This window comes from Mesorhizobium sp. B2-7-3 (assembly GCF_006440715.1).
Taxonomy (GTDB): Bacteria; Pseudomonadota; Alphaproteobacteria; order Rhizobiales; family Rhizobiaceae; genus Mesorhizobium; species Mesorhizobium australicum.
In genome coordinates this window covers 79283-92261 of sequence record NZ_VFTY01000017.1, presented here as the reverse complement: position 1 = coordinate 92261, position 12979 = coordinate 79283, and the positions used below count along the sequence as shown (strand labels likewise).

General features: G+C 63.1%; 11 protein-coding genes. 6 read left to right on the top strand and 5 right to left on the bottom strand.

Annotated elements, in window-relative coordinates; translation table 11 throughout:
* Nucleotides 1–132: 132 nt before the first annotated feature.
* Nucleotides 133–579 (bottom strand): hypothetical protein, encoded by a 447-nt coding sequence (locus tag FJW04_RS30120; RefSeq protein ID WP_224682592.1) that lies wholly within the window; start codon nt 577–579, stop codon nt 133–135.
* Between the two features lie 217 nt (nt 580–796).
* Here FJW04_RS30120 and FJW04_RS28285 point away from each other — a divergent pair, with 217 nt between their 5' ends.
* The 5 genes from FJW04_RS28285 to FJW04_RS28265 all read left to right on the top strand — a co-directional run bounded on the left by FJW04_RS28285 (nt 797) and on the right by FJW04_RS28265 (nt 6960).
* Entirely contained in the window at nt 797–1858 is a 1062-nt protein-coding gene (locus FJW04_RS28285) for a glycosyltransferase family 4 protein (protein WP_140718076.1), read from the top strand.
* 45 nt (nt 1859–1903) lie between these two features.
* Nucleotides 1904–4066 carry an amylo-alpha-1,6-glucosidase gene (locus FJW04_RS28280; RefSeq protein WP_140616516.1) on the top strand — a complete coding sequence of 721 codons (2163 nt, stop codon included), beginning with the start codon at nt 1904–1906 and terminating at the stop codon, nt 4064–4066.
* A 106-nt stretch (nt 4067–4172) separates the two neighbouring features.
* Nucleotides 4173–5948, top strand: coding sequence for a trehalose-6-phosphate synthase (locus FJW04_RS28275; RefSeq protein ID WP_140718074.1), 1776 nt, complete (start codon nt 4173–4175; stop codon nt 5946–5948).
* Nucleotides 5948–6748 (top strand): trehalose-phosphatase, encoded by an 801-nt coding sequence (gene otsB, locus FJW04_RS28270; RefSeq protein WP_140718072.1) that lies wholly within the window; start codon nt 5948–5950, stop codon nt 6746–6748. The genes FJW04_RS28275 and otsB overlap by 1 nt, the downstream gene beginning before the upstream one ends.
* Nucleotides 6748–6960, top strand: coding sequence for a hypothetical protein (locus FJW04_RS28265; RefSeq protein ID WP_015317746.1), 213 nt, complete (start codon nt 6748–6750; stop codon nt 6958–6960). The genes otsB and FJW04_RS28265 overlap by 1 nt, the downstream gene beginning before the upstream one ends.
* A 6-nt stretch (nt 6961–6966) precedes the next feature.
* On the opposite strand, the gene dprA is transcribed toward FJW04_RS28265, so the two are convergent.
* Genes dprA through FJW04_RS28245 form a run of 4 tightly spaced genes read right to left on the bottom strand, consistent with a single transcriptional unit; the run spans nt 6967 to nt 11001 of the window.
* A complete protein-coding gene (gene dprA, locus FJW04_RS28260) occupies nt 6967–8100 on the bottom strand; it encodes a DNA-processing protein DprA (protein WP_140718070.1) in 1134 nt (377 codons plus the stop codon).
* The gene (plsY, locus tag FJW04_RS28255; RefSeq protein WP_140718068.1) at nt 8097–8684 is read right to left on the bottom strand and encodes a glycerol-3-phosphate 1-O-acyltransferase PlsY; all 588 of its coding nucleotides are present in this window, start codon (nt 8682–8684) and stop codon (nt 8097–8099) included. The genes dprA and plsY overlap by 4 nt, the downstream gene beginning before the upstream one ends.
* 53 nt (nt 8685–8737) lie before the next feature.
* Nucleotides 8738–10024, bottom strand: a complete 1287-nt coding sequence (locus FJW04_RS28250; RefSeq protein ID WP_140718066.1) for a dihydroorotase — start codon at nt 10022–10024, stop codon at nt 8738–8740.
* Complete coding sequence (locus FJW04_RS28245; protein WP_140718064.1) at nt 10021–11001, bottom strand: aspartate carbamoyltransferase catalytic subunit; 981 nt, start codon at nt 10999–11001, stop codon at nt 10021–10023. The genes FJW04_RS28250 and FJW04_RS28245 overlap by 4 nt, the downstream gene beginning before the upstream one ends.
* A gap of 218 nt (nt 11002–11219) precedes the next feature.
* Here FJW04_RS28245 and FJW04_RS28240 point away from each other — a divergent pair, with 218 nt between their 5' ends.
* The gene (locus FJW04_RS28240) at nt 11220–12848 is read left to right on the top strand and encodes a DNA alkylation response protein (protein ID WP_015317751.1); all 1629 of its coding nucleotides are present in this window, start codon (nt 11220–11222) and stop codon (nt 12846–12848) included.
* The last annotated feature ends 131 nt before the right edge of the window (nt 12849–12979 follow it).

Genomic DNA, 12979 nt, shown 5'->3' with positions numbered 1-12979 from the left:
TGCTCTCCTTGCAAAGGGCCGAAAGTGTAACCCATCTATCCGGAATGAACTGTCACCCATCTCTCGGGAAGGGCAAATGACATGTCAGCGCTTTTGATTTGCCCATGTATCCTTGCGGCGCTCAACGACCGCTCAGGCGCCTCCTGACAAGTGCACGTCCAGAACGGCGGCTTTCTTGGCGATCAGTCCTGTCAGATCCGCGTCGGATCGCTTGGTGCCGGTCCGTTCGCGCAGCAACGAGATGACCGCGCTCATCGAAAGCTGGGCAGTGCGATCGCTCAGGATAGCGTCCACCGCGCCGGCAACATCCGGGGTCTCCGTCGGTGCTCGCATGATCGGTTCCTTTCTGTTCAGGTCGGCCTCGGCGCCGTTGGCCGGTCCCCGCACGCCACGGTCGAAGATGACGGCCAGGCCGTTCTTCACGGCGAGGGCGGCGACCATGTCGTCGAGGTCGTGATCGGAAAGCGCTGGCTCCGAAGGATCGGGCTTCAGGGTTCTGCGGATCACTCGGGCAGCCTGATCAGTCGACACAAAGCCAAAATGCCGTTTTCTGGCCTCGACATATTGCTCGATGATCATGCTCAGGCGCCGCGCTGCGATATCCCTGGGTTGCTGCATCTGGGCCTCCTTCGGCTGCCGCAAGCGCAAGGTCGACAGCACCAGAAGGAAATAGGGCGGCGGATCTACTCAAACAGGGGACGGATCGATCATTCGACGCATCTTGCGCTGATATAGGAACGATCCGGGCCTTGATGCATTTTGGCTCTATGACCAGCTCATTGAGGGACGCCGGGACATGAAGATTGCCCATGTCGCACCACTCTACGAATCGGTGCCGCCACGACTTTACGGGGGTACCGAGCGTATCATCTCGTATCTTACCGAAGCTCTCGTCGATCTCGGCCACGAGGTGACGTTGTTTGCCAGCGGCGACACGAAGAGCTCCGCCAAACTGGTGCCATGCCGCGAAAGGGCGCTTCGTCTCGATCCGCGTCCGCTGAAGTCCGAGATCGCGGCCCATTTGTCGATGCTCGACGAAGTGCGCAAACGGGCCGACGACTTCGACGTCGTGCATTTCCATCTGAGCCATTTCCTGCATTTCCCGTTTTTCCGTGATATGCCGCAGCGCACGGTGACAACGCCGCATGGCAGGCTAGATTACGCGGACCTCGCGCAAGCCTATGACCGGTTCCCGCGGTTCCCCATGATTTCCATATCCCGCAGCCAGCGGGCGCGGTTCGCATCCGCGAACTGGCTGGCGACGATCCATCACGGGCTGCCGCTTGACCTTTATGAGGCCGATTTCGAGGCCGGTTCGGACGGTACCTACCTTGCTTTTCTCGGCAGAATGTCACGCGACAAGCGGCCGGACCGGGCAATCGAGATTGCCTGCCGAACCGGCCTGAAACTGAAGCTCGCCGCCAAGGTCGGCGATGGCGACCGCGCCTATTTCGAGGAAGTCGTACAGCCGCTGATCGATGGCGACCGGGTCGAGTATGTCGGCGAGATTGGCGAGGACCAGAAGGCCCGGTTTTTGGGCAATGCGGCCGCCTTGCTGTTTCCCATCGACTGGCCTGAACCCTTCGGGCTTGCGGTGATCGAGGCCATGGCGTGCGGAACCCCGGTCATGGCTTGGAGTTGCGGCGCTATGCCCGAGATCATCGATCATGGGGTCACCGGCTTTGTCGTCGAAACCATCGAAGATGCCGTCGCCTCGATGCCGGCTCTCCTGCAACTCGACAGGCGACGAATAAGAACGGCCTTCGAAAGGCGGTTTTCGGCCGATAGAATGGCCAGGGATTATGTCGAGGCCTATTCGCGGCTGACCACCGGCCACGAAGAGAGCAGGGCCTCATAGATCTTCAACCCGTTCGGAAACCAGCACGGGACAATCTTCTTGACCATTACCCAACTCGACGAGCGCAAGCTCGATCCTGCGATAGCACTGGCTTCCCTGGACGAAACCGCGCCCAGGGAGCCGCATCGGCTTTACGCTCTCAAGCATGGCGATTGCTTTGCCGTCGCCGACGCCTATGGCGACATACGTGGCGCCGGCGACGGCTTCTTCCGCGACGACACGCGCGTGCTCTCCGAATTTCGCCTGACGGTTGGCGGACGATCGTTGTCGCTGCTGGGCGCATCGCTCAGCCAGGACAACGTCCTGTTCACCAGCAACCTGACCAATCTGCCGATCGAGAGCGCCGCGGGCCGCCAGATTCCGCAGGGCGCGATCCATATCGAGCGGGTCAGGCTTCTGTGGCAGGAAAGGCTATATGAACGCATCACGCTCTCGAACTATAGCCGGGAGCATTCGACGGTCTTGGTGTCACTGCGCTTCGGTGTTGATTTTCGCGACATGTTCGAAGTCCGGGGCTCGACCCGCTCCAAGCGCGGTACCGCGCACACGGCCGAGATCGACCAGAGTTCGGTCGTGCTCCGCTACGAAGGGCTGGACAAGGTCGTGCGGACCTCGGCCATTTCGTTTTCACAGCCCCCGGATCAACTGACCTCCGAGCGGGCGGATTTCTTCATTGCCGTCACCAAGCGCAGCCGCCAGACGCTGTATGTGGAGGTGGGGAGCAAGACAACGGCCCGCCCGCAAAGTGAACGTTTCCGGGCCGCGGCGGCGCGCGCCCGTTTCGGCATGCGCGCCAAGCGCCGGCATGGGGCAACGCTGCACAGTTCAGGCCGCGTCTTCAATGATTGGATGGAACGGGCGCGTGCCGATGTGGCATTGCTCACCACGGAACTGGCGACCGGGCCTTACCCATATGCCGGGATCCCGTGGTTCTCCACCGCCTTCGGCCGCGACGGCGTGATTTCAGCTCTGCAGATGCTTTGGCTCAATCCCGGCCTGGCTCGTGGCGTGCTTGCCTTTCTCGCCCAGCACCAGGCGACCGAAACCTCTCCCTTCAGCGATTCCGAGCCCGGCAAGATCATGCACGAGACCCGCAAGGGCGAGATGGCGGCGCTGAGCGAGTTGCCGTTCGGCCGCTACTATGGCGGCGTCGATACGACGCCCCTCTACATCCATCTCGCCTGCGCCTATGCGGACCGCACGGGAGACACGGCTTTCATCGATGGCCTTTGGCCATCGCTGTGCGCCGCCGCCGAGTGGATCGAGACAGCGAGCCGTTCGACAGGGTTTCTTACCTATCAGCGCGCCGCGGAATCCGGCCTTGCCAACCAGGGATGGAAGGACAGCTTCGATTCCGTCTTCCATGCCGACGGCCGCATTCCGAAAGGGCCGATCGCGCTGGTCGAGGTGCAGGGTTACGTCTTTGCAGCATTTCGGGGATTGGCAAAGCTGGCACGGCTGCGCGGCGAAGAGGAGCGGGCGGAGAATTGGGAGCTGCGCGCCGATGCCATTCGCCAACAAGTCGAACGCCACTTCTGGATCGAAGAGCTTGGCTACTATGCGCTGGCGATCGATGGCGATGGCCAACCCTGCAAGGTGCGCACGTCCAATGCGGGTCACCTGCTCTATGTCGGCCTTCCCAATCCGGATCGCGCACGCATGGTCGCCGACCAGCTGCTGTCGGCTTCGTTCCATTCCGGCTGGGGGCTGAGAACGCTGGCGGACGATGCGATCTTCTTCAATCCGATGTCCTATCATAACGGATCCATCTGGCCGCACGACACCGCGATCTGCGCCGCCGGGCTGGCGCGATACGGCATCCGCGACAGCGTGGTGCGGTTGATGAGCGGGACCTTCGAATCCGCGGTTCATTTCAATATGCGGCTACCCGAACTGTTCTGCGGGTTCACGCGCTCGGCCGGCGAAGCGCCGATTGCCTATCCGGTGGCTTGCCTGCCGCAGGCCTGGTCCGCGGGCTCCGCCTTCATGCTCATGCAGGCCTGCCTCGGCCTACAGATCGACGGTTGGACGAACGAAATTCACGTGACCCGGCCGCACTTGCCGATCGGCATCGACAATCTTGTCATTCGTCATCTCTCGGTGGGACATGTGGCGGTGGACCTGACGTTTCAGCGCGTGGGGGATCGTGTCGGTGCCTTCCTTGCGGATGCGCATGAAGGATTGGTGCCACTGGTGGTCAAGAGCTGAAAAATCGGAACCATCACGGGTGCGGAACGTTGGATCAGCACGCCAAGGATGCTGGAGTTCCTGTCGGTGGATCTGCCGCGTCCCATTGAAAGGTAATCAATTCGAAATGCCCGACAACAGTTCGTACCTGGTGGTACCCTCGGCCGCACTGTGGCTCTTCGTTCTCGTAATTGTCGGTATCTCATGCGTCGCGCTCGCGGTGGTGCTGTCACGGGCGCGCCGGGCCAGAAACATGAAGCTCGCCCGTCTCGAAGCAGGATCCGTTCGCAGCCCGTTGCCGGAGTTCGAAAAGAACGGGCAATCCGCGGCCGCAGCCCTCGTCCAATGGTCGCCGGAAACGTTGCGTCACATTCTGGCGAAGGAACTTCCCGATGCACAGGTGATCGTGGTGTCAAATCGCGAACCCTACATCCATAACCGCAACGGCGACGGCATCCAGCTGGTCGTACCCGCCAGCGGGCTGGTCTCCGCCCTGGAGCCGATCACGCGCGCCTGTGCGGGCACATGGATCGCCTATGGCGGCGGTTCGGCCGATGCGCTGGTGGTCGACGAAAACGACCGCGTCGAAGTGCCGCCGGAAAACCCTTCCTATACGTTGCGCCGTGTCTGGCTGAGCGAGGAAGAACAGCAAGGCTATTATCTCGGCTTTGCCAATGAGGGGCTTTGGCCGCTGTGCCACATAGCCTTCACCCGACCGATATTCCGTGCGTCCGACTGGGAGGCCTACGAGGCGGTCAACCGCAAATTCGCTGACACCGTCGTCGCGGAGGCACGTAACGAGCGGCCCATCGTGCTGGTCCAGGACTACCATTTCGCCCTGTTGCCGCGGATGATCCGGGAGCGCCTGCCGGAAGCGATCATCATCACCTTCTGGCACATTCCATGGCCGAATTCCGAGGTGTTCAGCATCTGCCCATGGCGCGAGAAGATCCTAGAAGGATTGCTGGGCAGTTCGATCGTCGGCTTTCACACCCAGTTCCATTGCAACAACTTCATCGACAGCGTCGACCGCTTCCTGGAGAGCAGGATCGAGCGCGAGGATTCCGCCATCTCCTATGGCGGCCAGATCAGTCTGGTTCACGCGTATCCGATTTCAATCGAATGGGAGCCGGCTCGACAGGCCCAACTGCCCGACGTGGCGCAATGCCGGCGGCATATTCGTGAAAAATTCGGGCTGGCGGACGATGTCAGGCTGTGTGTCGGCGTCGAACGTCTCGACTACACCAAGGGCATCCTCGATCGCTTTACCGCACTCGATGAGCTGCTGAGGCTCCATCCGGAATGGATTGGCAAGGTCGCCTTCCTGCAGATCGCGGCACCCAGTCGCGGCACCTTGCCCGCATACCAACAGTTGCATGAAGAGTGTCTGCGTCAAGCCGAGGATCTCAACCGGCGCTATGGCCGCGACGGCTACACTCCCGTCCTGATGGTCACGGAACATCATTCGCAGGAACAGGTCTACGAAATCTACCGGGCCGCCGACGTTTGCTTGGTCACGAGCCTGCATGACGGCATGAACCTGGTGGCCAAGGAGTTCGTCGCGGCGCGCAATGACGAACAGGGGGTCCTGCTGCTCAGCATGTTCGCCGGCGCTTCCAAGGAATTGCTGGAAGCGCTGATCGTCAATCCCTACGACGCCACAATGATGGGCGACGCCTTGTTGCAGGCTTTGACGATGTCGTCGGAAGAGCAGCGGCAGCGCATGCAAAGGATGCGTGAGGTCGTTCGCGACAATAATGTCTACCGGTGGGCAGGCAGCATGCTTCTCGATGCCGCGCGCCTGCGCAAACGCGTTGCGGTCGATCGCGCCGTCGGCGCCGCCCCGACCTCATCGGGCAACGTGATCTCGCTGCTCGATCGCAGACGGGTGGCGGCGCTGTGATGTCGCTTCTGCCAAAACTGCCCGCGCCTGAGCTCCCAACAGGCCCGTGGGCCTTGTTCCTGGACATTGACGGCACGCTTCTCGAACACGCCGCGCATCCCGATGCGGTGGTTGTCGGCGATGAATTGCGTACGCTGCTGGCGAGGCTCGAATTGCAATTGGATGGAGCTCTGGCGTTCATCACGGGACGATCGATCGCCGCGGTCGACCATCTTTTCCAGCCGCTCAGATTGCGCGCCGCCGGGCTGTATGGGCTCGAGCACAGGCTCATCCGCGACGGCCCGGTCGAGGCGGCGGGAGAGCCGGCCGACATTGCGGCACTTGCCGAGGAAATCGAAGCGGAGCTGGGCAGTTCGGACGTTTATATCGAGCGCAAGGGACCGATCCTGGCAGTCCACACGCGCGCGGCACCGCAACTGTTGCGGCGCGCGACGCAACTGGTCGAACAGGCGTTGGGCAGGTTGCCTACGGGATATCGGGTGCTGGCCGGCAATGCCGGCGTTGAATTGATGCCGCTGGAGGCAGCAAAGGGAGCGGCCATCAGGCGCTTTCTGGATCTGCCTGCTTTCGAGGGGCGGCGGCCGGTGTTTCTAGGCGACGACACATCCGACGAGAATGGTTTCGAGGCCGTGAACGAGATGGACGGCATGTCGATCCGCATCAAACCGCACGGACCGACAGCGGCGCGCCATGTGCTTGCCGACGTCGGCGAGGCTTTGGCTTGGCTGGGTGCGGTGAGCCAGCGTAATTTGGATGGATCGACCGGCCTGGTCCATCCCTTCAATCGAAGGAGTCCGTGATGACCCAATTCACCAGTCTCATCTTGGAGATCATGCCTGCCTGGCTACGCCGGCGGTCGCTGCCGAATACGCACGAGACCCAGCCGAGTTTCGATCCGTCGCGCCCGCAGGACGCGGATGAGGTCTGGCGCCAGTTTGTTCAAAAGGATCTCTTTGACGCCAACATGCAGGATTACGACGAGACCGGAGATAGAAAGACCAGCCGCCACTGAGGGCGGTTAGCCTTCCCCGAAAACAAGCGAAACATTTCCACCGGCGTGACGCTCGAGGCGGCCGGCAAGGTCGAGTTCAAGCAGCACCATGAAGACCTGGGCGGGATGCAGGCCGGTGTGGCGGATGATCTCGTCGACCGGCACCGGTGTCGGCCCCAGCGCCTCGATCACCTTGGCCCGGTCGCTCTCGCCTGGTGGCGGTGTGGCCGAAAAGTCGGGCGGGTCCTCAAACGGCGGCAGATCAGGCGCCCGCATGCCGGTCAGCGGAAGGATCGCCCTGGAAATGTCCGAAGCTTCGGTGACCAGCGTGGCGCCGTCCTTGAGCAGACCGTTGGTACCGGCCGCGCGCGGATCGAGCGGGGAGCCGGGTACCGCAAAGACCAACCGGCCCATCTCGCCGGCAAGCCTGGCGCTGATCAGCGAGCCTGAGCGCTGTGCTGCCTCAACCACCACCAGCCCAAGAGCGGCGCCCGCGACAAGGCGGTTGCGGCGCGGGAAATCCTGGGCACGCGGCTGCCAGCCGAACGGCATTTCCGAGATGATGGCGCCACGCTCCGCAATGTCATCGCACAGACCGGCATTTTCGGGCGGGTAGGGCAGGTCGAGCCCACCGGCGAGCACGCCGACCGTACCGGTCAAGAGACTGCCCTGATGCGCCGCCGTGTCGATGCCACGTGCCAGGCCGGAGACGATGCCGTAGCCGTCTCGTCCGAGATCGGCTGCCAGCATGCGCGCCATCTTGATGCCGGCAAGCGATGCGTTGCGGGCGCCGACTATCGCGACACCCGGCAACCGGAACACCGCGGCATTGCCCCTGACCGCCAGCATCGGCGGCGGATTGTCCATGCTGCGCAACAGCGGCGGATAGTCCGCCTCCCCAATACCGACAAAGCGTGCTCCAACTCGCCGCGCGGTCTCCATCTCGGCCTCGGCCTCGGCAAGGGAAGGGGTGCGCACGATCCGGTTGGCGCCGCCGGAAATCATCAGTTCCGGCAGCATTTCCAACGCGACTTCGGCCGAACCGAAACGGTTGATCAGGTCGCGAAAGGAGGCCGGGCCGACATTCTGGGTGCGGATCAGCCGCAGCCAGCTCAGTCGCTGGCGATCGGTGAGACGCGGCCCGGCGGCCGGTTCGCTCACCCCTTGGCTCCGATTTTGCCTTCGGTGCCGGCAATCAGTCGCGAAATGTTTTCTCGGTGCTTGATGAAGACAATGATGCTCATCACCACGAACAGAATGGCTATCTGCGGCGTGCTCAGGAAATAAAGCGCGATCGGCACCAGCACGGCAGCAGCCAGCGCCGCCAGCGATGAGTAGCGGAAGAGGAAAGCCATCACCAACCATACGACAGCGAAGATCAATGCGACTTGCCAGGCAAGGCCGACCAGCACGCCGAGATAAGTGGCGACGCCCTTGCCACCCTTGAAGCCGAGCCATGCCGGGAACAGGTGGCCCAGAAAGGCGCCGAGACCAGCCCAGATCGCGGCTTCAGGCGCGAAATGGCTTGCTATCAGCACGGCGGCCGTGCCTTTCAGCGCATCGAGCAGCAAAGTCGCGGCGGCAAGCCCCTTGTTGCCGGTGCGCAGCACATTGGTGGCGCCGATATTGCCTGAACCGATCTTGCGCACATCGCCAAGGCCGGCCGCGCGGGTAAGCAGCAGGCCGAATGGAATCGAGCCCAGCAGATAGCCGAACACCAGCGCCAGGATTGGGCCGTAAGTCATTGTTCCCCCCGCGTTCCCCCAACCATGCCTGAAGTCGCATGGCTACCGCCGGCTCAGGCAGAAAATATTGTGCGGCCCGCCACCAGCGTTTGCAAGACCTTGCCTTGCAGCCGTGCGCCTTCGAAGCAGGTGTTTTTCGAGCGCGAGCGGATACCGCTTTCGCTGACTATCCAGGGTTCATCGAGGTCGACAAGCGCGAGATCGGCGACGGCGCCTGGCTTCAGCGTGCCGCCGGCCAATCCAAACAGCCTCGCCGGCGCGGTGGACAAGGTTTCGATCAGCCTGAGCAGGGGCACGTCGCCATTGTGGTAGAGGCGCAAGGCCGCGCCCAGCAGGGTTTCGAGGCCAATGGCGCCGGCCGCGGCGTCGGCGAAGGGCAGGCGCTTGGTATCGACGTCCTGCGGATCGTGCGAGGAGACGATGACATCGACCGTTCCGTCCTTGACCGCATCGATCATCGCCAACCGGTCCTCCTCGGCCCGCAGCGGCGGCGTCAGGCGGAAGAAGGTGCGGTACTCGCCAACGTCGTTTTCATTGAGAGACAGATTGTGGATCGACACGCCAGACGTCACTGCCGCGCCGTCGGCCTTCGCACGCGCCACGGCGCTTGCCGCCATTGCCGTCGAGATCTTCGCGGCGTGGTACGAACCTTGCGTCAGCCGCGCCAGCGCGAGGTCACGCTCGAGCGGGATGGATTCGGCTTCACGTGGAATGCCGGAGAGGCCGAGCCAACTGGCATACAGGCCTTCGTTCATGACGCCCGACGACCCAAGATCGGCATCCTGCGTTTCATGGACGATGGTGGCGCCGAAATCGCGCGCATAGGTTAGCGCGCGACGCATCACCAGCGCGCTCGATATGGTATGCCTGCCATCGGTGAAGGCGACCGCACCCGCCTCGCGCAGCAGGCCGAACTCCGTCATTTCGCGTCCGTGGAGGCCCTTGGTGATGGCGGCGGCCGGAAAGATATTGACGACGGCCGTGTCCTTGGCGGTGCGCAGCACGAATTCGACCAGCGCCACATTGTCGATCACCGGATCGGTGTCTGGCATCATCACGATGGACGTGACGCCGCCGGCCGCTGCGGCGACACTTGCCGAAGCGATGGTTTCGCGATGTTCGGCGCCGGGCTCGCCGATGAAGACCCGGCCGTCGATCAGGCCGGGGATGATCGCCTTGCCGCTGCAGTCGATCGCCGTAGCGCCGTCGGGGACGCCGTGGTTCAGCGCCGCCTTGCCCGCGGCAACGATTTTCCTGCCTTCGACTATGACGGAGCCGACTTCATCAAGGCCGCGTGACGGATCGACGATGCGGGCGCGTTCAAAGACCGTGATGCTCATGCGCCGCGGCCTTCTTGATTACGGCCCTCTTGATTGCGGCGGGGATCGAGCAGCGCTTCCATCACCGCCATGCGCACGGCGACGCCCATTTCCACCTGCTCCTGGATGACGCTTTGCGGGCCGTCGGCGATTTCGGACGCGATCTCGACACCGCGGTTCATCGGGCCAGGATGCATGACAAGCGCGTCGTCCTTGGCGGCCTTCAGTTTCTCGGCGTCTAGACCAAAATAGCGGAAATATTCGCGCACCGATGGCACGAAGGCTCCTTCCATGCGCTCGCGCTGCAAGCGCAACATCATCACCACATCCGCGTTCTTCAGGCCCTCCGCCATCGAGCGGCAGACGATCACGCCCATCCTGTCGATGCCCGAGGGCAACAGCGTCGAGGGCGCCACCACCCGTATTTGTGCGCCGAGTGCGTTGAGCAGCATGATGTTGGAGCGCGCGACACGTGAATGCAGGATGTCGCCGCAGATCGCCACGATCAGCTTCGACAGCGCACCCTTGGCGCGGCGGATGGTGAGTGCGTCGAGCAGCGCCTGTGTCGGGTGTTCGTGGGCGCCGTCGCCGGCATTGACCACCGAGCAGCCGACCTTCTGCGCCAGGAGGGCCGCCGCGCCCGCCGACTGATGGCGGATGATCAATATGTCAGGCCGCATGGCGTTGAGTGTCATCGCGGTGTCGATGAGCGTTTCGCCCTTCTTTACCGAGGAACTCGCCACCGACATGTTCATGACATCGGCGCCAAGCCGCTTTCCGGCCAGTTCGAACGAGGATTGCGTGCGGGTCGAGGCTTCGTAGAAGAGATTGATCTGGGTGCGGCCGCGCAGCGCCGAGGTCTTTTTTTCGGACTGGCGCGAGATCGCGACCGCCCGATCCGCCCTGTCGAGCAAAAGCTCGATGTCGGCGGGCGAAAGGTCGCTGATGCCCAGAAGATGGCGGTGAGGGTAGAGTGGCAGGGACGAAGCGTCGGTCATCTCAAGGGGCTGCTATAGGGTGCGGATTTCGCGCCCGCAAGCACCCGCTTTGGATTGACGCCGTTCTCCTCAATTTTTTCGTGTAGATAGCCGATTAGATCGGCCGGTATTTTCGTCGCGCGCGCAGCAACGCTTGGCTATATCTAAGCCGACGGCCTCGGATTCGAGGCTTTCCGACAATAGGGCCTTTCTAGAAGGATCGGCTAGAAGGATTGGGCGTGACCGACGACGTAACGAACCAGCCGCCGCCGCTGACGGGCGGCAACGCCTGGCGAGGCGATCCGTTGCTGATCCAGCTTGCCGAGCGCTTTTCCGATCCGGTGCGCAAGGATCTCGACGGGCTCGGCCGTTTCGTGCTGACGCAAGAAGCGCAGGAACTGGCGCGCCTCGCCAATGTCGAGACGCCGAAACTCAGGACGCACGATCGCCAGGGACGGCGCATCGACCTGGTCGAATTCCATCCCGCCTACCACGCCTTGATGCGCCGCTCGGTGGCCAACGGCCTGCATTCCTCGGTCTGGGAAAATGGCGACGCCGAGATCGGCCGCCGCCATCAGGTGCGCGCCGCCCGTTTTTACCTGACGGCGGAACTCGAGACCGGGCATCTCTGCCCCATCACCATGACCAGCGCCTCGCTGGCGGCATTGATGGCCAGCCCAAAACTGTTTCGCGAATGGGCGCCGCGCGTGACGACGCGCAAATACGACCAGAGCCAGAAGCCGCCCGTCGAAAAGACCGGACTGACGCTCGGCATGGGCATGACCGAGAAACAGGGCGGCACCGATGTGCGTGCCAATGTGACCCGGGCGGAACGCGTCGGTAGCGGCTTCTACCGCCTGACGGGACATAAATGGTTCATGTCGGCGCCGATGTCGGACGCCTTCCTGGTGCTGGCACAGGCGCCGGAGGGACTGTCCTGCTTCCTGGTGCCGCGCGTGCTCGGCGACGGGTCTGGCAACGGCTTTCGCTTCCAGCGGCTGAAGGACAAGCTCGGCAATCGCTCGAACGCGTCTTCCGAGGTTGAATTCGTCAACGCCATCGGGGAGATGGTCGGCGAACCCGGCGCCGGCGTCAAGACGATCATGGACATGGTGACGCTGACCCGGCTCGACTGCGCGGTGGCGTCTTCGGCGATCATGCGGGCGGGGCTGGCCGAAGCGATCCATCATGCCCGCCATCGCCAGGTGTTCGGTTCGACCTTGATCGAGCAGCCGTTGATGCAGCGCGTGCTGGCCGACATGGCGCTCGATGTTGCCGCGGCGACCGCGCTGTCGTTCCGGCTGGCGCGTTCCTTCGACGAGGCGGCGAGCGATCGCGGCGAGGCGGCGTTCGCCCGCGCCATGACGCCGGTCGTCAAATACTGGGTCTGCAAGATCGCGCCGCCGCTGCTTTACGAGGCGATGGAGTGCCTTGGCGGCAATGGCTATGTCGAGGAAGCTCCGCTCGCCCGTTATTACCGCGAAGCGCCTGTCAACGCGATCTGGGAAGGATCGGGCAATGTCATGGCGCTCGACGTGCTACGCGTGCTTGGCCGCGCGCCGGGGCTTTTCGAAGAGGTATTGACCGGCATCGACCGCGACCTCGGCGCCGGCGGGCGCGGCACGATCGGCGTTCTGAAGGCGGCCATGCAGGTCGCTTCAACCGACGAGGGCTCGGCCCGGCTGCTGACGGAACAGCTTGCGCTCTCTGCGGCGGCCGCCGAGTTGCGTCGGCTCGGGGCAGGGCGGATCGCCGATGCCTTCGTCGAAACGCGGCTCGCGGGCCAGTGGCGCAATACTTACGGCATGCTCGATTCGCGCCACGACGCGCGCATGATCATCGATACGCTCTATCCGCCGGTGAATTGACGGAGATGCCGTTCATGTTCGAGGGGCGTTGCCGGAATCCCCACTGACCCGCCGTCGCCGTTAACCTTAACAAATGGTTTCCGTTGCGGCGGCGAACCGCAAAGCCCACTGTCATTCCTGTCGAAGCAGGA

Coding starts and splice junctions, on each gene's coding strand:
- FJW04_RS30120 (WP_224682592.1), bottom strand. CDS start 579: ATGATCATCGAGCAATATGTCGAGGCCAGAAAACGGCATTTTGGCTTT.
- FJW04_RS28285 (WP_140718076.1), top strand. CDS start 797: ATGAAGATTGCCCATGTCGCACCACTCTACGAATCGGTGCCGCCACGA.
- FJW04_RS28275 (WP_140718074.1), top strand. CDS start 4,173: ATGCCCGACAACAGTTCGTACCTGGTGGTACCCTCGGCCGCACTGTGG.
- otsB (WP_140718072.1), top strand. CDS start 5,948: ATGTCGCTTCTGCCAAAACTGCCCGCGCCTGAGCTCCCAACAGGCCCG.
- FJW04_RS28265 (WP_015317746.1), top strand. CDS start 6,748: ATGACCCAATTCACCAGTCTCATCTTGGAGATCATGCCTGCCTGGCTA.
- plsY (WP_140718068.1), bottom strand. CDS start 8,684: ATGACTTACGGCCCAATCCTGGCGCTGGTGTTCGGCTATCTGCTGGGC.
- FJW04_RS28250 (WP_140718066.1), bottom strand. CDS start 10,024: ATGAGCATCACGGTCTTTGAACGCGCCCGCATCGTCGATCCGTCACGC.
- FJW04_RS28245 (WP_140718064.1), bottom strand. CDS start 11,001: ATGACCGACGCTTCGTCCCTGCCACTCTACCCTCACCGCCATCTTCTG.